Source organism: Actinomyces bovis (assembly GCF_900444995.1).
GTDB lineage: Bacteria > Actinomycetota > Actinomycetes > Actinomycetales > Actinomycetaceae > Actinomyces > Actinomyces bovis.
Window position 1 is genome coordinate 537,977 of record NZ_UAPQ01000001.1, and the last position, 18,950, is coordinate 556,926.

Consider the following 18,950-nt stretch of genomic DNA (forward strand, 5'->3'; position numbering starts at 1 on the left):
CCATACCCGCACCCGCCAGCGCAGCTGGAGTTCAGCTGAGCGCGGTGACGACGTCGTCGGTGGTGACTACGCGGGTGTCAAATACGCGGGAGAAGTAGGCCAGGCCATCCTCCTGGGTGCCTACCAGGAAGGTGGCGGTGGCGTCTGCAGGCACGATGGTGCGGTAGCCCAGGTAGTAGGCGCTGGCCAGGGTGTGCAGCACGCAAATATTGGTGTCTGCGCCGACGACGATCAGTGTGTCTCGGCCCAGTTCACGCAGGGTGATGTCTAGGTCAGTGGAGAAGAAGGCGGAGTAGCGGCGCTTGGGGATCACGTAGTCGGCGTCGGTGACGGCGAAGGCGTCCAGCGGTTTGGAGTCCTCGGTGCCGCGCACGGAGTGGGCGCCCCAGAGGGTGAACTCCAGGTCTGTGTCAGGGATGTGGTTGTCGTCAGTGAAAATAACTGGCACGCCGGCGGAGCGCGCCGCTTTGGCTAAGCGGACCGAGTTGTCGGCCATCTCCTGCAAGTTCTCTGGTACACCGTTGCAGCCGCCTAGCACGTCGACGACGATGAGCGCGGCCCGTTCGAGGTCCAGTTCGGTGCTGTTTTGCCAGGGGGTGGGCTGGGGTTTGGGGAGCGCCATGGTGGTCCTTCCTCACAGGGGTGGTGTCATGACACCTGATGGGTTCAGGCTACGCGGCGCAGTCCCCTTCAGCAAGCAGTTGGGTGCCAGCCTTCCAGGCGCAGCAAGGCGGTTTTGCGTTCGGTGCCGCCCGCGTAGCCGGTGAGGCTCCCGCCGGCGCCGAGCACTCGGTGGCAGGGCACAAAGACGCTCAAGGGATTGCGCCCCACCGCCCCGCCGACGGCCCGGGCCGAGCAGGCTCTGCCCGTGGCAGCAGCTACCGCCTCGGATAGCTGGCCGTAAGTGCAGGTTTGCCCACGCGGAATCTGGCGCAGCAGGCTCCAGACTTGCTTCTGGAAAGCCGTGCCTTGGGCCGCGAGCGCAGGCGGTTCGCCCGGCTCAGCGCCGCTGAAATAGCGGTCCAGCCAGGCGCGGGCGGAGGCTAGCACCGGGGGTTCTGGCAGGTCAGCAGCGGAAACGGTGAGCGCGTCACCACCGATTCCGGCCCGATCGTGGCGCTGCCCGTCAAACCAGGTGCCTACCAGCACGCCGTCGGCCAGCTGCGCCTCACCAGGCAATCCACCCTTCTCCTCCACTGCAGCAGCCAGTGTCATAGGGCCAAGTGGTGATTCGTAGGCCTGGAGCAGGGTGATCACGCTCCGGCCCGGCATCGGGCTCAACATGTCAAGCAGCCCCTTTCCTGCGTCGATTTAGTCTTTAATCCGCCGGGATCTAGCAGACCAGCCACTTCAAGACTCGCCTCGGTAGTACCTGACGGCCAACTGGGTGCGGTTGCGTAGGCCGAGTTTGGCCAGCATGGCACTGATGTGGTTGCGCACCGTGCCCTCACTCATGCACAGGCGGGATGCCACCTCCGCGTTGTCCAGACCCTCGGCCACGGCCTCCACCACCTCAAACTCGCGGTCAGTAAGCGTCCCAAAGACTTGCCGACGCCGCTGGGCCCGGCTGGCCTCACTGGCCGCTTCTGCCTCTCCGTCACTGGCTTTCCCCGTGGCACCATGGCTACCGCGTGGCAGCACGCCCCGCTCCAGCACCTGCCCTTCCAGCACACTGACGCCAGCCATAACGCCACGCAGGGCTGGAGCTATCTGGGCGATGTCTTGCTTAATCAGGTAGCCGCGGGCCCCCATGCGCAGGGCCCGCACGATGTATTCGTCGTCGGAAAAGGTAGTTAGGAAGACCACGCGGGCCTCTGGCTGCGCCCTAAGTACCTGCTCGGCAGCAGCCAGCCCGTCCCCGCCGGGCATCTGAATATCCAGCAACAGCACGTCGGGGTGTAGCTGGCCGTAGAGTTCCACAGCTTCGGGGCCGCTGCTTCCGGTGCCCACCACCTCAATATCTGGCTCCACGGACAGGATCGTGGCTAGGGACTGGGCGACCAGGGCATCGTCGTCCACCACCAGCACCTTCATCTGTGCTCCTTCGGGATGGTTACCAGGACCTTGAAGCGGGACCCGGTGTTAAAACGCAATGATCCTCCCAGAGCCTCCGCCCGCTCGCGCATCGAACGCAAACCGAGGCCCTCACCGCCAGCCAACTCCGCTTCTTGCGGTACCAGGCCGTCGTTGTCCACCGTCAGCCGCCAAAAAGCTGGGAAGTCCACCACCGTGACGCGCGCGCTGCGGGCCTGTCCGTGCCTGGCGGCATTGGTCAGGGCTTCACGGGCCACAGCCACCAGGCAGCGAGAGACCTCGGCGGGTGGCTGGGCAATGGCACAGTCCACGCTGACCTGTGCGAGGCCGGAGCGTGCACCAAGCATGCCTAGAGCGGTGGCTAGTTCCTCGCCCTCATCGGCCAATTGATGGACGCTGCGGCGCATAGAGTCCAGGGTCTCGCCCACGGTGGCGTCCACCGCTGCCAGGTCTGTTAGCACCTTGGCTTCGTCCCGGTGTATGACTTGCAGGGCCCGCACCTGGAACAGCAGGCGAGTGAGTTGATGGCCGACGCCGTCGTGAATCTCCCGGGCGATGCGTGTGCGTTCAGCCAGGGCGGCGGCGCGGGTCTCCAAGTCTTGAGCTTCCTGCAGTCGAGCCCGGGAGGTATCCAGGGCGCGGACTTTGGCGCTGAGGTCATCGTGCAGTCTGTGGCGCTCTATCTGGGCCTGCTCCTGGCGGGCGGTGCTGGCGGCCAGCATCCCCGCCATCACGGCGACGACTACGGGCAGCACGCTACTCGCGGTCACACCCCCGCCTCCACCCCAAAACCCCAGGATGCGCAGCGCTAAGGGCAGGGCTGCCACCAAGGCCAGGGCGCGGTGGCGTACAGATGTGGTTAACAGGCCTCGCCCCAGGTCATAAGCGATTAGCGGTAGTCCGGCCAGGGAGAAAGGGCTTAAGCAGGCGGCCAGCAGATAGGTCGCAGGTAGCGCGATCAGCGGGCGAGGCCGGTCTAATGCGCCGCACAGGCCAGACAGCGCCACAGCGCCAAGCAGCCAGGCCAAGCTGGTGGCGGTGACGGCGTTGGCACTGTGAGTTCCTAGGCCCACCAGCAGCAGAACCAGGCACACTGCCAGCACTACTGCCTTGTCCACCAGAGCCTTCACACGCCGATTATCCGCTAGGCCGGTCAGCTGCCGCAGCAATGACTTCTGTCATGGGGCCTGCCTGGAGTTCATGACTGCGGGCACTTCTGCCGCTGGTCAGACCCGGAGAGCATTGAGGCCCAGGCATCAGAAGGGAGACGCCATGACACCGGAAGCGACCGAGGCGCGCCAGGCCGTCGTCGTTGACTCACTGGTAAAGCGCTACGGTGAGTTGGTGGCCGTAGACGGCCTAAACCTGCGCATCAGCAAAGGTGAAGTGCTGGGCTTGCTGGGCCCTAATGGCTCGGGTAAGACCACCACGATCAACTGCATTCTCCAACTGCTGAGCTATGACAAAGGCGAGGTGCGGGTTTTCGGCAAGCCAATGACCGCCACCGCCTACGAACTCAAGCGCCGCATTGGAATCGTGCCCCAGGAGGTTGCGGTCTTTGAAGAGTTGACGGTGCGCGAGAATGTGGAGGCTTTCTGTGCTCTCTACGTCACTGACCGCGCGCGGCGCCGTGAACTGGTGGATAAAGCCATTGCCTTTGTGGGCTTAGAAAAGTTCACCAAGTTCCGCCCCAAGAAACTCTCCGGTGGCCTGCTGCGTCGTCTGAATATTGCCTGCGGCATCGCCCATGAGCCGGAGTTGATCATCCTGGATGAGCCGACCGTGGCCGTGGACCCACAGTCGCGCTCCTCCATTCTGGAAGGCATCAAGCGACTCAACCGGCAGGGCGTCACCATCATCTACACCAGCCATTACATGGAGGAAGTGGAGGAGCTTTGCGATCGAGTGGTCATCATGGACCGCGGCAAAGAGGTGGCCACCGGCACCCCGGACGAACTCAAGGCCATGATCGGCACCGGTGAGCGCATCCGTATTGAAGTGGTTGGGCAGGCGTCAGGCGACGACGTCGTAGACCAGCTGCGGGCCCTGAGCAATGTGCGCGCCGTAGAGCTTGAAGACAGTGAGCTGCGTGTGGAGTGCCATGCGGGGGCCCACAACCTAGCTGACGTGCTAGGTGTCCTAGCTGCTGCCGACGTGGCCCCGGGGCGCATCACTTCCGAGCCGCCGACCCTCAATGAGGTCTTCCTGGAAATCACCGGACGTGACCTGCGGGATGAGGTGTGAGCCATGGGCTCCGTATTTATTAATGAGCTGCGTCGCCTAGTGCGGGCAAAAGACCTGTTGGTATGGACTCTGGCTTTCCCGCTGATCTTGACCGTGATCTTCATGAACATGTTTGCCGGGATCGAAGAGGCTATAAACATCAAGGCCGTTCCCCTTGGGGTGGTGCAGGACGCTGCCTACCAGAGCGCCCCCGGCCTAGAGCAGCTGGTCGATGGCCTGGCTGACGCGAACAGCAACCACCACTACGCCAAGGTGACCACTTACCCGACAGCCTCAGAGGCGGAGGCAGCCGCCAGAGCCGAACAGACGATCGGCTATCTGGCTGTGGAGGACGGCAAGCCAGCCCTTCACCTGACTGTCAAGGGCAACAACTCCATCACTTCGGTGGTGCTGCGTCGCACCATTGACGCCTACCAGCAGACTATGGCCCAGCAACGTGAACTCCTAGCGGCTGGCGCCAGCCCGGAGCAGCTGGCAGCTCTGGCGGAGCAACGGGTCTTTACTTCCGAACTGCAGGTCACTCCAGACGGCGTAGGTTCGACTACTCGCTACTACTTCTCCCTGCTGGCTTTTACCGCCGGAACGGGCATGCTGTTGTCTGTCACCAAGGTCAGCGAGGTGATGGCGTCTTCTGGACAGTTGGGGGCGCGGCGCGTCATGGCGGGCATTCCCCGCTGGCAAGTGCTGGGCGGGGTGTTGGGGGCGGCCTGGCTCAGCATTACGGCTTCCATGGGGATCGCTTTCTTGTTCATGCAGCAGGTGGCCCAGGTCAGCTTTGGGCCACGCGCCTACTTGGCCCCAGCGGTGATCCTGGTCAGCGGGCTTATGGCCTGCGCTGCTGGGGCCGCTTTGGGCACTGTGCCTCGTTTCCCGGCCGGAGCGGTATCCGGCATCGTCACTTTGCTTTCTCTGTTCACGGGCCTGTATGGGACGGGGGCGCAGAGGCTGGCTGACGCGGTTGAGAACAACGTGCCGGTGTTGTCCTGGCTAAACCCTCTGTGGCAGTCCACGCATGGTTTCTACAGCTTGCTCTACTACGACTCCCTGGGGCCCTTCCTGCGGAATTGTGCCGCCCTGATAGGCATGTCAGCCCTGTTCCTGGCAATTGCCCTGCTGCGCATGAGGAGGATGAGTCATGACCACCTTTAGGACCTCGCTGCGGATTGTGGCAGGACACTGGCTCTATGTATTGATTTACCTGTTACTGCTGAGTCAGATCGGCCTGTGGACCGGTTTGGCGATGGGCACTAAGGATTCCGGAACGCTCAGTGAAGAGCATGCCCAGGTGGCCGTGATTGACCATGACGGTTCGGTCATCTCTCAAGGGCTGCGCCACTACCTGGAGTCCACCGGTGAGCCAGTGCAGGTAGCTGAAGACCGCCCGTCTATGCAGGACGCCATAGCTCAGGAGCGGGCTGAGTACATTCTGGTGGTGTCCGCCAACTATGGCCAGAGCCTGACTCAAGCTGCTGCCACAGGCGCTGCCCTGCCGGAGCTGCAGGCGGCAATTGCCGCAAGTTCCGGGGACGGGCAACTGATGGATCAGCGCACTAATATTTACTTGAACCAGGTCTATGGCTATCTGGCAGCAGGCGTTATGACGCCGGAGCAGGCCGTGGCGGCTGCAGACCGCAACATTCAAGAGACGGCTACGGCGCAACTCATTAAGAACCAGTCGGGTGCGATCCCTGAGGGGCTGGTCATCTACGCGAAGATGTCTACCTATCCCCTATTGGCCTTCACCTCCGTCATCATTGCAACACTGATGGCCTCCTTGAATCAACGTGCGGTGCGCTCGCGCACTTTGGCTTCGCCGGAGGCCTCCCGTTCGCGGGCGCTGGGGTTGCTGGGTGCCTGCCTAGTGATTGGCGTGGTGGGCTGGCTGTGGATCTATGGGCTGGGGCTGGTGGTCTTTGGGCTGCCGTTATTGTCCAAAGTGGGGCCACTGCTGGGCATTGTGGGACTGTCACTGGGGGCCTACACGCTGGTAGGTGTGGCGCTAGGTTTCCTGATGGGACGGATAGGAGTAAGTCAGAACTGGACCGATGCCATCGCCAATATCGGTGGCATGGTGTTCTCCTTCCTGGGCGGGGCGTGGGTGCCCACTAGCCTCCTGCCCGCCGGGGTGGTGGCCGTCTCTAAGTTCACCCCTGCCTACTGGTCGACGGCGGCGATCCAGGGCGCCTATGAGTCGCTGTCACTGGACGCGGCTACCCTGCGGCCCCTGTTGGTTAACTGTGGGCTGTGTGCGCTCTTCGCGGTGGCGCTTGGCTGTGTGGCCCTGATGGTGGGGCGGACCCGAGCGCGCGCGTCTCTGTGAGGACGACGGAGTTGGCACCTTAGTCCGAATGCCGGGGAGGCTCTCTAGCAATGGAGCACCTCCCCGGCTTCGCTAACCCGCAGGTGCTAGTTCCTGGCTATTTTCATAGCGACTTAGAATTCAGGCGGTCAGACAGGCAAGGGGGATAACCAGCACGCCGTCGTCTCGGCGGTACGCCGCTGTCCCCCCTGTTAGAACGGCGAGGAATGCTGGCTTTCCCATGCGACCGTCGTCCACACGGTCGCGCAAGCGCAACAGGTTCGTGGCAGCCTGATCAACCTGGCGCTCGCCGAGTTTGACCTCCATAGGCGCCCACCGACCATCGGCCAGGACTATTACGGCATCCGCTTCTAAGCCGGTCTTGTCCCGGTAGTGGTAAACGGCCCCGTCAAGCGCCTCCGCATAGACTCGTAGGTCGCGCAGGCAGAGCGATTCAAACTGCAGCCCGAAGGTCTCGAAGTCCTGAAGGAGGCTGTCAGCCGTCCAGCGCATCACCGCAGCACCTATGGAAGGGTCGGTGAAGTGCCGAGTGGGGGTGGTGCGGATGGCAGTTTTAGAACGCAGCGCGGGGTTCCAGGCTGGTAGCTCATCAATTACGTAGGCGCGGCTAAGCGCGTCAAGGTAGTCACTCACAGTGTTGATGGCCATACCGGAGTCGTTGACGGCAAGATCGGCCGCAATGGTCGCCTGTGAGGCCATTGAGGAAACGTGGCGGGCATAAGCTCGCAAAAGTGCGCGCATCTTGGTTGCATTTCTGGACACCCCATCCATGCGGGAGACGTCTGAGTCGATCAGGCCTTCCACATAATTGCGGACCTGTTTGCCCGCCTGCGCCTGGCTAGCAGCGGTGACCGCCGCCGGCCAGCCACCTCGGCAGGTGATCCGTGCTAGGTCTTCAACATCCAGGTTTGCTAGACCCGCAATGTTGAGGTCTCCATCAAAGAGCCTGTTCAAGGAAACCTCTTTAGTAGATTCCTCGGACTCTGACAGGCTCATGGTCCTCATGACTATGGGAGCAATCCGCCCCACACCGGAGTGCTGCCCTTGGACCGTAGGCGTTGATGAGCCCGTCAGGATGAACTGCCCCATGTTTCCCCGACGATCTACCGCATAACGGACTGCATCCCATAGTTGTGGAGCCATCTGACACTCGTCTATTAGACGGGGCACCGGTCCATCGAGCAGGGCAGAGGGCTTCGCATCAGCCAAAGCCAGATAAGAAGCTGAGCGATCCGGGTCCTGCAGGTAGACGACGCTTCCGGCTTGCTGCAGCGCTGAGGCCGTCTTACCGCACCACTTCGGCCCTTTGACATGCACTGCACCACTACTGGAGAGCGTGTCCGCCAACAGCGCGTCCACAACTCTAGGCATATAGCTCACGGAAGACCTCCATTGATGGTCCCTGCAATTTCAACGAAGAGTCTACCTCATTGCGTGGTTTGGACCGGTTCCGTTGCGTGGTTTGGACCGGTTCCGTTGCGTGGTTTGGACGTAAGCAGCACCGCGTAGCGCCCACGTCGTCGCCCAATGGACACAACCACGCGGTTGAATGCCAGGGGCGGTCAAGCTAGGTGACCCAGCCGGTGGCAGTTACGCCGGAGAGCCAGTCGCCGACTTCCCCAGTCCCGGCACTGCCTTAATGCCCAGTGGTAGCAGCGCCGCCAGGGTCTGCAAGGTGAAGCTGCGAGTCTCAGGGTCCAGGCCAGCGAAGGCTCGGGCGACGGCGGGGGCGTTGCGCCAGCTCCCCTCGCGCAGGTCCTGGGTGCTTTGCGCCCCGGCCGTTTCAAGGACGGCGTAGAGAGTGTTAATGAAGCGCTCGCGCTCCTCAGCGCTTCGGCTGCGCAGCCAGGCACTCACTGTGGAGCTCACCAGGCGAGCCGAGGGGGCTAGCGAGTCCAGATAAGCGAAGTCACAGCCCTCCACCACCCAGGAGAAGGGGTCGTGCTGCCAGATGAGGGCATTTTTAGAACGCACCACCTGATGGCGTTCTCGGTCTTCCAGGAGCAGGCCCACGACGGAGGCCTGCGGAACGGTTTTGCTGGTCTTCTCGGCCACCCGCGCGTAAGCATCGGTCTCTAGAAACTCGGGCAGAAAACCGGGCCCGTCGTGGGAGAAGACCTGCTTGATCCGCTCTTGGATCGCCCCTGGGGCGCAGGCGGCGGCGTAGACAGCCAGGTTCCCGCCCTTGGAGTGGCCGCCGACTACCAGCTCCCCATCCACTTGCTGAGCTACTTCTTCCAGGTAAGCGGCGGCGTCAGATTGGGCGGGCACGGGGCAGCAGAAGGACAGGTTGAAGGACTCCTTCCAACCCACCAGGGAGGCGTCGGTGCCACGGTAGGCCACGAAGTGCAACCCGGGCTCCACCTGGAAAGTGACGGCAGCGAATTGCTCTTGCGCCTGATGGTCTGTGTGCTCGCGGTAGCCGCGGACCAGTAGGTCGCGGAAGCGGGGGCTGGCAGCTGCGGCAGCGAGCAGGCGCAAGCCATAGGGCTCGATTAGCAGTCCGGCGTAGTACTGCTGGAAGTACTCGGCGCGGTAGAGCTCGCGCAGCGGCACGCCCTCCCAGTCGCGAAGACGCAGTCCGGCCAGCTCGGCCTCTGGCGGCACCTGAGTGTAGGCCAGGCAGGACAGGACCAGGCTGTCCACGGGGCAGAGGCCGCGCTGGGAGAAGGTTTCCAGGCGACGGCGCACGTAGCTGAGTAGGGTGCCGGGGCGCTGTTCAGGCGGCGTCGACTCCTGCGCCATGAGGCCTCCTCCTGCTGTGTTGCAGCCCATTCACTCCCACTCGATGGTGCCCGGCGGCTTGCTAGTGCAGTCGAGCACGACGCGGTTTACCTCAGGCACCGAGTTGGTGATGCGTGTGGAGATGCGGGCCAGCACGTCATAGGGCAGGCGGGTCCAGTCAGCCGTCATAGCGTCCTCAGAACTCACCGGCCGCAGCACGATGGGGTGCCCGTAAGTGCGCCCGTCTCCCTGCACTCCCACGGAGCGCACACCGGCCAGCAGCACTACGGGACACTGCCAGATCTCCTCGTCCAGGCCAGCGGCGGTGAGTTCCTCACGGGCGATTAGATCGGCGGCGCGCAGCACCTCTAGGTTCTCGCGGGTGACTTCACCAATCACGCGGATACCGAGGCCTGGGCCGGGGAAGGGCTGGCGGGCCACAATCTTCTCCGGCACACCCAGTTCACGGCCAATGGCCCGGACCTCGTCCTTGAAGAGCGCACGCAAAGGCTCCACCAGAGAGAAGTTGAGGTCCTCGGGCAGGCCGCCCACATTGTGGTGGCTCTTGATATTGGCTGCACCTTCTCCACCGCCGGACTCTACGACGTCGGGGTAGAGCGTGCCTTGCACCAAGAACTTAATCTCGCCGCCCGCAGCGCCGACCAGCTTGATGACTTGACGCTGGGCCGCCTCGAAGGAGCGGATGAACTCGCGGCCAATAATTTTGCGCTTGGTTTCCGGCTCGGTGACTCCAGCCAGGGCGGTGAGGAAGCGCTCAGACTCGTCTACGGTGATGACGCGGATGCCCATGCCCTTGGCGTAGTCCTGTTCGACCTGCTCGCGTTCGCCGGCGCGCAGGAGCCCGTGGTCCACAAAGATGCAGGTGAGCTGGTCGCCAATGGCCCGGTGGACGAGCGCAGCGGCCACGGAAGAATCGACGCCGCCGGACAGACCGCAGATGACGTGGGCGTCGCCAACCTGTGCGCGGATCGCCTCTACTTGCTCCTCGATAATGTTGCCGGGCGTCCAGGTGGCGGGAATGCCTGCACCTACGTGCAGGAAGTTCTCTAGGGCGGCCTGACCGTGTTGAGAGTGGAGCACTTCGGGGTGCCATTGCAGGCCGAAGAGGCGGCGGCCCCGGTCCTCAAAGGCGGCCACCGGAGTCTGGGAGGTGGAGGCGGTGACGGTGAAGCCTGCGGGGGCGGCCTGGACGGCGTCGCCATGGCTCATCCATACGGCCTGCTCCACAGGGGTGCCTGCGAACAGGCAGGAGTCGTCATTGACGGCGGCCTCCGTGTGTCCGTACTCGCGGGTGCCGGTCTGCCCCACCTGTCCACCCAGCGCCTGCGCCATGGTTTGGAAGCCGTAGCAGATGCCCAGCACGGGCACACCGGCGTTGAAAACAGCGGGGTCGATGCTGGGGGCGCCGTTCTCGTATACGGAGGAGGGGCCACCGGACAGGATGATGGCGGCAGGCTGCTTAGCGAGCATCTGCGCAACCGGCATGGTGTGCGGGACGATCTCCGAGTAGACGGAGGCTTCGCGCACTCGGCGGGCGATCAGTTGGGCGTACTGGGCCCCAAAGTCGACGACGAGCACGGGGCCGGGAGTGGCCTGCGCGGGGGCGGTGGGCGTGTCTGGGCTTGTCACCAGCCCAGGATAGCGGGCGGCGCAGACAGGCTCCCCGGCGCGCACCCCACTTCAGCCTAGTTCACCCCTTCGCACCCAAAACGCCCGCTCGTGACCAAAACGCCCGCAGTGCAGGCGTTCTCGGCACAGATGGGCGTTCTCAGCACAAACAGGCGTTCTCGACAAGAGCATTATGATCTCCCCCATATGCTGGACACTTTATGCATGACCATTCAATTAGACATTTCAGATCACATTACATATATCAGCGTCACCGCATTGAACTAGCGCCTCACCCCCAATCCACTTGCTTCCACGTCTAGGGCCCCCTAGACTCGCTGCCATGAAGGCCCAGAAGTACCGAGATGTGGTGAAGGTACTGCGCGCACAAGGTTGGGTCCTACTACGTACAGCTAAAGGTGACCACGAAGTATGGGGCCCACCTGGCGGACCTGCCAATGTGACAATCGCGCATCATCGCGAGGTTTCTGCAGGCGTCCTGCGTCAGGTAGCAAAGCAACTGCCCGCAATTCCAGACAACTGGCAATAGGAGAGGAGAGACGAGAGATGACTGAAAAGACCTACGAAGTAGAGGCCACCCACGAGGACCGCTGGTGGGTGCTCACCATTGAGAGTTTAGGGATCGCCGGACAAGTACGTCGCCTTGACGAGGCAGACGAGGTGGCCAGGTCTCTTGTATCTGCATTCCTTGATATTGATGAGGCCGATGTCGCCGTCAAAGTAAACGTTCACCTCCCCAAGGAAGCGATGATCATGCTCGCCGCAGCCGAGAAAGACGAGTTGCGTGCAAGAGAAGCTCTTGAGGCCGCCGGTGCACAGCGACGCCGTGCGATCGCTATTCTGCGTACCGGAGGTATGAGCCAGCGCGAGATTAGCCGCGCTCTTAAGATCTCACCTCAACGAGTAAGCCAGTTAGCCAAGCCAGCCTAAACACAAGCGGGGCTTGTCTCGCCGACAAACACCGGCGAGGCAATAGCCTGCCCGCATAGGCAAACAGGTCGAGTCAGAAACAAACCTGCCCGAATGCCCCAAAGTCGACGACGAGCACGGAGCCGGGGGTGGCCTGCGCGCAAACCACTTCAGCCTAGTTCACCCCTTCGCACCCAAAACGCCCAATCGTGACCAAAACGCCCGCAGTGCAGGCGTTCTCGACGCAAACGGGCGTTCTCAGCACAAACAGGCGTTCTCGACAAAAAGTCACCGCGCAAGTGAGCGCCGTCTCAGGAGGTAGTTCACAGGCCCCGAACTGGACAGGAAGGCACAACCATTCCTAAGGTTTGACACGTCAAAGCAGGACGTCAGACGTCCTGGTACGGAGCCGTGCAGGACGCGGCCCGCCGCTCTTGCCGCGAGCGCAGGAGCAAGCACAGATGACCACCACCAACACCCCCCTGGTTACCGCCCAGTCGGTGTTCGACTCCATCGACTTCTCTGAGCGCGACGCCTTCAACCCCGCCACCGAACTGCCCGCAGGCGCAATCCGGCAGCTACTCCTGACAGTACTGGCGATCAGCGCTATTTCCCTGGCAGTGACGGCAGCAGGTCTGCTGACCACCACCTCCGCCCTCACTTTTGCAGGCACCGCCGGCCTGTTGGGCGCCCTGTTCTTTGGGGGCAGCCGCGCGATCCAGCTCTTTGACCTGGACTAGACCCAGAATTGAGACAGCGCCCACTCTCGGCGCCAGCCCCAGCCAAACCACCGGGCTCATTGGCCAGCCGCACTCACCAGCCAGCGAAACCAAACACACCCAGCAACACTCCCGGCAGCCCACCCCACATTTGTCCTCTCAAACGCTAGACCATATTAGTCCTGACAATTAAACTCTCCTGGACGAGCAAAGAGGCTCGGGATGGACCGGGCCCCACCCACCCTAGGAGACTGTCATGACCTTCCGGCTGGACCCGGCAACCGCCATCACCGACCCCCACGGCATCACCTGGGGCATGCACCCGATCACTTGGCGCAACGACGACATCCCAGAGGTCGGTGCCTACAACACGCTTGAAGACATGCTGCTGGACCTAGCCGACGTCGGCTACCGCGGCACCGAATGCGCCGGATTCTTCCCGGCCCGCGAGGTGGTCAAGGAGCGGGCGGAAGCACGTGGCATCAAGATCGTGGCGCAGTGGTTCTCCTCCTTCATTGTGCGCGACGGCGTCGAGGCGGTGATCCCGGAGTTCACGGCCACCTGTGAGTACCTGCAGTTCCTGGGGGCCACGCGCGTAGTCGTCTCAGAGCAAACCGGTTCCATGCAAGGAAAGCGTGACGTCTGCATCTTCACCAACAAGCCGGTCCTGAAGGAAGAGGAGTGGCCGGTGCTGGCGGAGGGACTAAACCGCCTGGGGGAGATTGCACTAGAGCACGGCCTAGAGCTCGTATATCACCATCACCTGGGCACGGTGGTGCAGACCAAGGCGGAAACCATCCGCCTGATGGAGCTCACCGACCCCGCCAAGGTGGGCCTGCTCTTTGACACTGGCCACGCCTATGTGGGCGACGGCGACGTCATGGGCTTGCTGGAAGCCACGATTGATCGGGTGAAGCACGTGCATTTCAAGGACGTGCGCCCAGAAAAGATGGCGGAGTCCCAGGCGGCTGAGCGCTCCTTCCTGGACTCCTTCATGAACGGCATGTTCACGGTTCCTGGCGATGGTTGCATTGACTTCACGCAGCCGTACAAATTCCTGGTGGAGCACGGCTACGACAAGTGGATTTTGGTGGAGGCTGAGCAGGACCCAGCCGTAGCAAACCCGCACGAGTACGCGGTCAAGGCCCGGGAGTACATCGAGTCCCAGCTCTTCACCGCCTGAACTCCCCTCCCTTAGTGCCCTAGCGGCACAGTTCGGCGCCCACCACCTCTTCTCTCTAGGTGGTGGGCGCCGATGCTTTCGGTCAGCTGCTCACAAACTCAGATCCACCACGGCACGGCCCTGAATCTGCCGGTCCCGCAGTGCCTGGTAGCCCTGACCAGCCTCTTCTAGCCGGTAGCGGCGAGAGACGACGTCGCGGTAGTTGATGACCCCGCGGGCAGCCAGGTCCACCACTGCGGGCAGGTCTTGGCGGGTGCGGGCCCCATAGGAGCCAAGGACCTTCTGGGAACGGCGCACAGTGCGGTTGATCTCCACCCCGGCGGTTTGCACGCCCGCCCCCAACCCGATGGGAACCATGCGGCCGCCGTCGGCCAGGACGTCCAGAGCGGTGGTCCAGGTGGCGGGGATGCCCAGCGCTTCAAAGGCGACGTCGACGCCGCGGCCGCCGGTAAGCTTGAGCACCTCCGCACGGGCGTCTTGGGTGGCGGAGTTGATGGTGGCGGTGGCCCCGTAGCCTGCCATGGGGGCGAGTTTCTCATCGTCGACGTCGATGGCGATTACCTGGCTGGCCCCAAAGACGCGGGCGATCTGGACGATATTGGTGCCCACCCCACCGACGGCAACCACGGCCACACTCTCCCCGTAGCGCAGGTCGGCGCCGCGTCGCACCGCACCAAAACCGGTCATGGCGGCGCAGCCGAGGATGGCTGCGGGGACTAGGTCTACGGAGTCAGGTACCGGCGCCAGGGAAGTGGCGGGCACGACGGCGTACTCGGCCAGACCGCCCATGGAGTACATATAGACCAGTTCACCGTCAGGGGTGGCTAGACGAGTTTCACCGTCGTAAAGGACGCCTTTGAGGCGGTTCAGGTCAAAGAATGGCCCGCAGAGTTCATCTTGCCCGGCAGCGCAGGCGGGGCACTGGCCGCAGGGCATAAGGAATCCGCCGGCCACATGCTGGCCCACCTTCAGGCCAGAGTGCTCGTTGCCAGCTCCTAGCTCCACGACGGTGCCGGTGACCTCATGGCCAAGCACGGCAGGCAGCGGGAAGGCAATGGCTCCGCCGATTACGTGCAGGTCAGAGTGGCACAGGCCGCAGGCGGCTACCTTTATGAGCACTTCCCCGAAGCGTGGTTTGGGGGTGCGCAGAGTCTCCACCTCCAGACCCCGAGAGGGGTCACGCAGGACGGCGGCGCGCATTGTGGGCGGGATCTGAACAGCTTCCTGGGTCATTGGCGTGCACCTTTCTGGCGGGGCCCCTTTGCACCCGCACGGTCAAGCAATTTTAACGCCACCACCTCCATATTTGTTAGGACATATAGCCTGGATTTTCGCTAGGCAGCACTGAAATCTCAGAAGCGCGCGGCAACCGCACCCCCACCAGCATGCCCCTAAACGCCGGTTGCCCCTCCCCCGGAACAATCCGGAGCAGGGGCAACCGTTGCTAGCTAGTCCGCAGCTCAGGGCCGCGGCATCAGCAAGTGGAGTTCAAGCGCCTGTCACTCGTAGACGGCCTTCTTGATGTTCTCGTCGCTCATGTTGTTCTTGTCGTACCAGTAGTAACCGGAGTCGATGAACTTGTCGAGCGTCTCACCCTTAACCACCTTGGTCGCTGCCTTAACGGCCTCGTAGCCCATCTGGTAGGGGTTCTGCGTAACCGATCCGGTGATCGTGCCCTTGTTGATCAGGTCCATCTGCGGCTTGCCGGAGTCAAAGCCGACGATCTTCACGGTGTTGGTCATGCCAGCGGTCTCCGTGGCCTGGGCGGCAGCCACTGCACCGTCGTCGTCAGTGGCGAAGATACCTACCAGGTCTGGGTGGGCCTGGAGGATCGCGGAGGACTGCTGCTGGGCTACCGCCTGGTCAGAGTTGTTGTACTGGGTGTCTACGACCTCAACCTCTGGGGCGTTCTGCTTCACCCACTCCTTGAAGCCCTTCTCCCGGTCCTGACCGGTCACGGAGGTCTGCGAGTGGCAGACGATCGCAACCTTGCCCTTCTTGCCGATCAGGTCAGCCATATGCTTGGCACCCTCTGCCGCAGCGGCCTTATTGTCCGTGGCCACAGTGGTCTTAGGAATATCCGAGCCTGGCACGCCAGAGTCGAAAGCCACCACCGGCACGGAGGCGTCCTGGAACTGCTTAAGCACTGTCCCCTGCGCGTCAGAGTCCAGGGCAGCAAAGACTAAAGCCGCAGGCTTCTTCACCAGAGCCTGGTTGAGCTGGTCGTTCTGGCGGGGCACATCCGTCTCAGTGTCCGGACCGTTGAAGGTGACGGTGTAGCCCAGGTCCTTTCCGGCCTGCTCGGCTCCAGAGCGCACCGCCGCCCAGAATGGGCTGGCATAGCCCTTGGCCACGACGGCGATGGTCTTGCTGTCAGAGCCGCCAGCACCGCCGCCACAGGCGGCCAGGCCAGTAGTGGAGATCGCGAGCACCGCCGCGACTCCCAGCGCCTTCTTGAACTTCATTGTTCTCTCCTTGGTGTGGTGAGGGGCCTCAGCTTAGAGGCTGACCTCGATCAGGTGGATGGATTGCTAATCAGGTCGGGGCAGGTTCCCCGGGAGACTGTTGCGGCTGCGCCGGTCACTTGTCAGGGCTTATTTGTCAGTACGGCGGGTGTCCAGGTAGACGGCCCCCAGCACCACCACACCCAGCAGCACCTTCTGCCACTGGTCGGGGATGCCCATAAGCACGGCGCCGTTGCGGATAGTGGCAATCACCAGGGCGCCAACCGCCGAGCCAAACACTGAAGCCTTGCCACCCATTAGGGAAGCACCGCCCAAAACAGCTGCAGCGATAGCGTACATCTCATAGGACTGGCCGACGTCGGGCTTGCCGGAGGCCAGGCGGGAGGCCATGAGGATGCCGGCGAGGCCAGTGAAGGTGCCGCCCAGGGTGTAGACGTAGAGCTTCCAACGCTTGACGTTCACACCAGAGAGGCGAGTCGCCTCCTCATTGGAACCCATGGCCAGGGCGTAGCGGCCAATCAGGGTGCGGTTGAGCAGGTAGGCCGCCACAATCACGGCGATCACCACCAGGAACATGGCGTTAGTGATACCGAAGGTGCGCCCCTGACCGAGTGTGAGGAAGGCGTGGAAGTCAGACAGCGGGATGGCGGAGGTGCCGGAGATTACCAGGGCTGCACCCCAGGCGATAAGCATCATGGCCAGGGTGGCGATCATGGGCTGCATGCGCAGGTAGGCCACCAGGAAGCCGTTGATCGTGCCCATCAGAGCCCCGGCCAATAGGCCCACAACCACACCAATCACAATGACCAGCGCAGTGCCCATGCCTTGCGCTGCTGCCCATTTCATGGCAACCGCCAAGCACACCGAGGTAAAGGCGATGCCGAAGCCGGGGGTCAGGTCGATACCACCGGTGGCGATGACGAAGGTCAGTCCCAGGGCCAACAGCACGTAGACGGAGGCGTCTAGCAGCAGAGCAGAGAAGTTGGAAATCTGGAAGAAGTAGGGGCTGGCGATCGAGAAGACCGCAATCAGCACCAACTCGGAGACCACCACCAGGACCTGCGAAGCATTCTGTTTCAGGAAGCGCTGCAGGCCTCCACTCTGCCTGTCATTGGACTGAGTGTCCGCGTCTTCGCGCGACTTAAGGGATGCTGTGATGCTCACGCTGACTCCTTGGTCTTTGTGGGGGTCTGGCCGGTGGCCAGCGCCATGATTGAGTTTTGGGTGGCCTCGTCATTGTTGATGGTGCCGGTTACCCGGCCCTCCCACATGACGACGATTCTCTGAGCGAGGCGGAGCACCTCGGGGATTTCAGAGGAGATGACGATGATGGACTTGCCTTGGGCAGCCAGCTGATTAAGCAGGTCGTAGATCTCATCCTTGGCACCGACGTCGATGCCACGGGTCGGCTCATCAAAGATGAGGATGTCGCAGTCGCGGGCCAGCCACTTGCCGATTACGACCTTCTGCTGGTTGCCACCAGAGAGGTTCTTGGCGCGCTGGTGTGCGGACGGCGTCTTTACTCGCAGGCGACTTATGTAGTTAGCAGCAGTGCCTTCGGCCTTGGAGTCGTCCACGATGATGCCTCGTGACCAGATGCGGTAGGACGGCAAGGCGGTGTTGAGCACTAGGTCCTTGTCCAGCAGCAGGCCGTAGCGCTTGCGGTCCTCGGAAAGGTAGGCCACTGAGTGCTTTACGGCGTCCTCCGGGGACTTGATGTTGACCTCACGGCCCTCGATTTCAACTCGGCCCGCGGTCTTGGGGTCAGCGCCGATCAGTGCGCGGGCAGTCTCGGTGCGGCCGGCGCCGACCAGCCCCGCGAAGCCCAGAATCTCGCCGCGGCGCAGCTCGAAGCTGACGTCCTTGAGGAGCTTCTTGGTGCTCAGGCCTTCGACCTTGAGGACGACATCTGCATTCGAGTCACCGGCTTTGGGGCGGATATTTGACTCGATGCGCCGTCCCACCATTTTCTCAATGATGTCGTCAATGCTTAGGTCCGCTGCCGGGTCGGTGGAGACCCATTGGCCGTCGCGCATAACGGTGATGGTGTCTGAGACGCGCTTGATCTCGTTCATGCGGTGGGAGATGTAGACAATCGCGGTGTCCGGCTTGACGAAGTCCTCCATCACCTTGAACAGGGCCTCAGTCTCGCGCTCAGTTAGCGCTGCGGTGGGCTCGTCCATGATCAGGATCTTGGCGTCGAAGGACAGGGCCTTGGCGATCTCCACCATCTGCTGGGTGGCCACGGTCAGGTCACCGACGCGGGCCTCTGGGTCCAACTGCAGCCCCACCCGCTGGAGCAAAGCGTCTGTCTCCTGGCGCATCTTGCGGGGAGAAAGGTTGAAGCGTATGCCTTTGTGCTGCTCGCGGCCGAAGAAAATATTCTGCGCAACCGTGAGGTCGGGCATCAGGTTTAGTTCCTGGTGGATGATCGAGATGCCCTTGGACTGGGCATCCAGCGGACCATCGATGTTGGTCTCCCGGCCGTACAGCTTCAGGCTGCCTGCGTCAGGCTTGTGGATCCCTCCCAGGACCTTCATAAGCGTGGACTTACCGGCGCCGTTCTCACCCACCAGCGAGTGGACCTCGCCGGGGCGGAGCATAAATTGGACGTCGTCCAGTGCCAGCACGCCCGGGAACCGTTTGGTGATCCCTGTGGCCTCTAGCAGAGGCATTTTGGTGGTGTCATTTGCCATGCCTAG

General features: G+C 62.6%; 18 protein-coding genes. 7 read left to right on the plus strand and 11 right to left on the minus strand.

The genetic code is table 11. The features are described 5' to 3' along the window. Nucleotides 1-31: 31 nt before the first annotated feature. The 4 genes from DR039_RS02300 to DR039_RS02315 form a co-directional block, all read right to left on the minus strand. Nucleotides 32-622, minus strand: a complete 591-nt coding sequence (locus DR039_RS02300; protein WP_111835764.1) for an isochorismatase family cysteine hydrolase — start codon at nt 620-622, stop codon at nt 32-34. A 68-nt stretch (nt 623-690) separates the two neighbouring features. Beyond that, a complete protein-coding gene (locus DR039_RS02305; RefSeq protein WP_229116739.1) occupies nt 691-1,257 on the minus strand; it encodes a methylated-DNA--[protein]-cysteine S-methyltransferase in 567 nt (188 codons plus the stop codon). Nucleotides 1,258-1,350: 93 nt separating this feature from the next. Then, on the minus strand, nt 1,351-2,034 hold the full coding sequence (locus DR039_RS02310; protein ID WP_111835766.1) for a response regulator transcription factor: 684 nt from the start codon (nt 2,032-2,034) through the stop codon (nt 1,351-1,353). After that, nucleotides 2,031-3,164 carry a sensor histidine kinase gene (locus DR039_RS02315; RefSeq protein WP_111836013.1) on the minus strand — a complete coding sequence of 378 codons (1,134 nt, stop codon included), beginning with the start codon at nt 3,162-3,164 and terminating at the stop codon, nt 2,031-2,033. The genes DR039_RS02310 and DR039_RS02315 overlap by 4 nt, the downstream gene beginning before the upstream one ends. 142 nt (nt 3,165-3,306) lie before the next feature. On the opposite strand from DR039_RS02315, the gene DR039_RS02320 reads away from it, so the two are divergent. Genes DR039_RS02320 through DR039_RS02330 form a run of 3 tightly spaced genes read left to right on the plus strand, consistent with a single transcriptional unit; the run spans nt 3,307 to nt 6,598 of the window. Next, complete coding sequence (locus DR039_RS02320; protein ID WP_111835767.1) at nt 3,307-4,278, plus strand: ABC transporter ATP-binding protein; 972 nt, start codon at nt 3,307-3,309, stop codon at nt 4,276-4,278. 3 nt (nt 4,279-4,281) lie between these two features. Further along, nucleotides 4,282-5,427, plus strand: a complete 1,146-nt coding sequence (locus tag DR039_RS02325; protein ID WP_111835768.1) for an ABC transporter permease — start codon at nt 4,282-4,284, stop codon at nt 5,425-5,427. Further along, nucleotides 5,414-6,598: an ABC transporter permease gene (locus DR039_RS02330; RefSeq protein ID WP_111835769.1), complete on the plus strand. Its 1,185-nt coding sequence runs from the start codon at nt 5,414-5,416 to the stop codon at nt 6,596-6,598. The genes DR039_RS02325 and DR039_RS02330 overlap by 14 nt, the downstream gene beginning before the upstream one ends. 120 nt (nt 6,599-6,718) lie before the next feature. Here DR039_RS02330 and DR039_RS02335 read toward each other — a convergent pair whose 3' ends face one another. From DR039_RS02335 to guaA, 3 genes are all read right to left on the minus strand, one after another. Next, nucleotides 6,719-7,969, minus strand: a complete 1,251-nt coding sequence (locus DR039_RS02335; protein WP_111836014.1) for an ATP-binding protein — start codon at nt 7,967-7,969, stop codon at nt 6,719-6,721. Nucleotides 7,970-8,188: 219 nt separating this feature from the next. Further along, nucleotides 8,189-9,343, minus strand: coding sequence for a DUF2974 domain-containing protein (locus DR039_RS02340; protein ID WP_170166907.1), 1,155 nt, complete (start codon nt 9,341-9,343; stop codon nt 8,189-8,191). A 30-nt stretch (nt 9,344-9,373) separates the two neighbouring features. Continuing rightward, nucleotides 9,374-10,972, minus strand: a complete 1,599-nt coding sequence (gene guaA, locus DR039_RS02345) for a glutamine-hydrolyzing GMP synthase (protein WP_111836015.1) — start codon at nt 10,970-10,972, stop codon at nt 9,374-9,376. A gap of 322 nt (nt 10,973-11,294) precedes the next feature. Between guaA and DR039_RS02350 the strand changes: the two genes are divergently transcribed. The 4 genes from DR039_RS02350 to iolE all read left to right on the plus strand — a co-directional run bounded on the left by DR039_RS02350 (nt 11,295) and on the right by iolE (nt 13,783). Then, on the plus strand, nt 11,295-11,501 hold the full coding sequence (locus DR039_RS02350; RefSeq protein WP_111835771.1) for a type II toxin-antitoxin system HicA family toxin: 207 nt from the start codon (nt 11,295-11,297) through the stop codon (nt 11,499-11,501). Nucleotides 11,502-11,518: 17 nt separating this feature from the next. Next, the gene (locus DR039_RS02355; protein WP_111835772.1) at nt 11,519-11,902 is read left to right on the plus strand and encodes a MarR family transcriptional regulator; all 384 of its coding nucleotides are present in this window, start codon (nt 11,519-11,521) and stop codon (nt 11,900-11,902) included. A gap of 440 nt (nt 11,903-12,342) precedes the next feature. Further along, complete coding sequence (locus DR039_RS02360; protein WP_111835773.1) at nt 12,343-12,621, plus strand: hypothetical protein; 279 nt, start codon at nt 12,343-12,345, stop codon at nt 12,619-12,621. 235 nt (nt 12,622-12,856) lie between these two features. After that, a complete protein-coding gene (gene iolE / locus DR039_RS02365; protein WP_111835774.1) occupies nt 12,857-13,783 on the plus strand; it encodes a myo-inosose-2 dehydratase in 927 nt (308 codons plus the stop codon). A gap of 90 nt (nt 13,784-13,873) precedes the next feature. On the opposite strand, the gene DR039_RS02370 is transcribed toward iolE, so the two are convergent. The 4 genes from DR039_RS02370 to DR039_RS02385 form a co-directional block, all read right to left on the minus strand. After that, nucleotides 13,874-15,016 carry a zinc-binding dehydrogenase gene (locus DR039_RS02370; protein ID WP_111835775.1) on the minus strand — a complete coding sequence of 381 codons (1,143 nt, stop codon included), beginning with the start codon at nt 15,014-15,016 and terminating at the stop codon, nt 13,874-13,876. Between the two features lie 266 nt (nt 15,017-15,282). Further along, the gene (locus DR039_RS02375; protein ID WP_111835776.1) at nt 15,283-16,248 is read right to left on the minus strand and encodes an ABC transporter substrate-binding protein; all 966 of its coding nucleotides are present in this window, start codon (nt 16,246-16,248) and stop codon (nt 15,283-15,285) included. Nucleotides 16,249-16,377: 129 nt separating this feature from the next. Then, complete coding sequence (locus tag DR039_RS02380) at nt 16,378-17,412, minus strand: ABC transporter permease (protein ID WP_111835777.1); 1,035 nt, start codon at nt 17,410-17,412, stop codon at nt 16,378-16,380. Further along, nucleotides 17,409-18,944, minus strand: a complete 1,536-nt coding sequence (locus tag DR039_RS02385; protein WP_111835778.1) for a sugar ABC transporter ATP-binding protein — start codon at nt 18,942-18,944, stop codon at nt 17,409-17,411. The genes DR039_RS02380 and DR039_RS02385 overlap by 4 nt, the downstream gene beginning before the upstream one ends. Nucleotides 18,945-18,950: the final 6 nt, after the last annotated feature.

Excerpts from the sequence above, each read along its gene's own strand:
- DR039_RS02350 (WP_111835771.1), top strand. The coding sequence starts at position 11,295 with ATGAAGGCCCAGAAGTACCGAGATGTGGTGAAGGTACTGCGCGCACAA.
- DR039_RS02335 (WP_111836014.1), bottom strand. The coding sequence starts at position 7,969 with ATGCCTAGAGTTGTGGACGCGCTGTTGGCGGACACGCTCTCCAGTAGT.
- DR039_RS02355 (WP_111835772.1), top strand. The coding sequence starts at position 11,519 with ATGACTGAAAAGACCTACGAAGTAGAGGCCACCCACGAGGACCGCTGG.
- DR039_RS02375 (WP_111835776.1), bottom strand. The coding sequence starts at position 16,248 with ATGAAGTTCAAGAAGGCGCTGGGAGTCGCGGCGGTGCTCGCGATCTCC.
- DR039_RS02360 (WP_111835773.1), top strand. The coding sequence starts at position 12,343 with ATGACCACCACCAACACCCCCCTGGTTACCGCCCAGTCGGTGTTCGAC.
- DR039_RS02310 (WP_111835766.1), bottom strand. The coding sequence starts at position 2,034 with ATGAAGGTGCTGGTGGTGGACGACGATGCCCTGGTCGCCCAGTCCCTA.
- DR039_RS02300 (WP_111835764.1), bottom strand. The coding sequence starts at position 622 with ATGGCGCTCCCCAAACCCCAGCCCACCCCCTGGCAAAACAGCACCGAA.
- DR039_RS02330 (WP_111835769.1), top strand. The coding sequence starts at position 5,414 with ATGACCACCTTTAGGACCTCGCTGCGGATTGTGGCAGGACACTGGCTC.
- DR039_RS02320 (WP_111835767.1), top strand. The coding sequence starts at position 3,307 with ATGACACCGGAAGCGACCGAGGCGCGCCAGGCCGTCGTCGTTGACTCA.
- DR039_RS02385 (WP_111835778.1), bottom strand. The coding sequence starts at position 18,944 with ATGGCAAATGACACCACCAAAATGCCTCTGCTAGAGGCCACAGGGATC.
- DR039_RS02325 (WP_111835768.1), top strand. The coding sequence starts at position 4,282 with ATGGGCTCCGTATTTATTAATGAGCTGCGTCGCCTAGTGCGGGCAAAA.
- DR039_RS02370 (WP_111835775.1), bottom strand. The coding sequence starts at position 15,016 with ATGACCCAGGAAGCTGTTCAGATCCCGCCCACAATGCGCGCCGCCGTC.
- iolE (WP_111835774.1), top strand. The coding sequence starts at position 12,857 with ATGACCTTCCGGCTGGACCCGGCAACCGCCATCACCGACCCCCACGGC.
- DR039_RS02340 (WP_170166907.1), bottom strand. The coding sequence starts at position 9,343 with ATGGCGCAGGAGTCGACGCCGCCTGAACAGCGCCCCGGCACCCTACTC.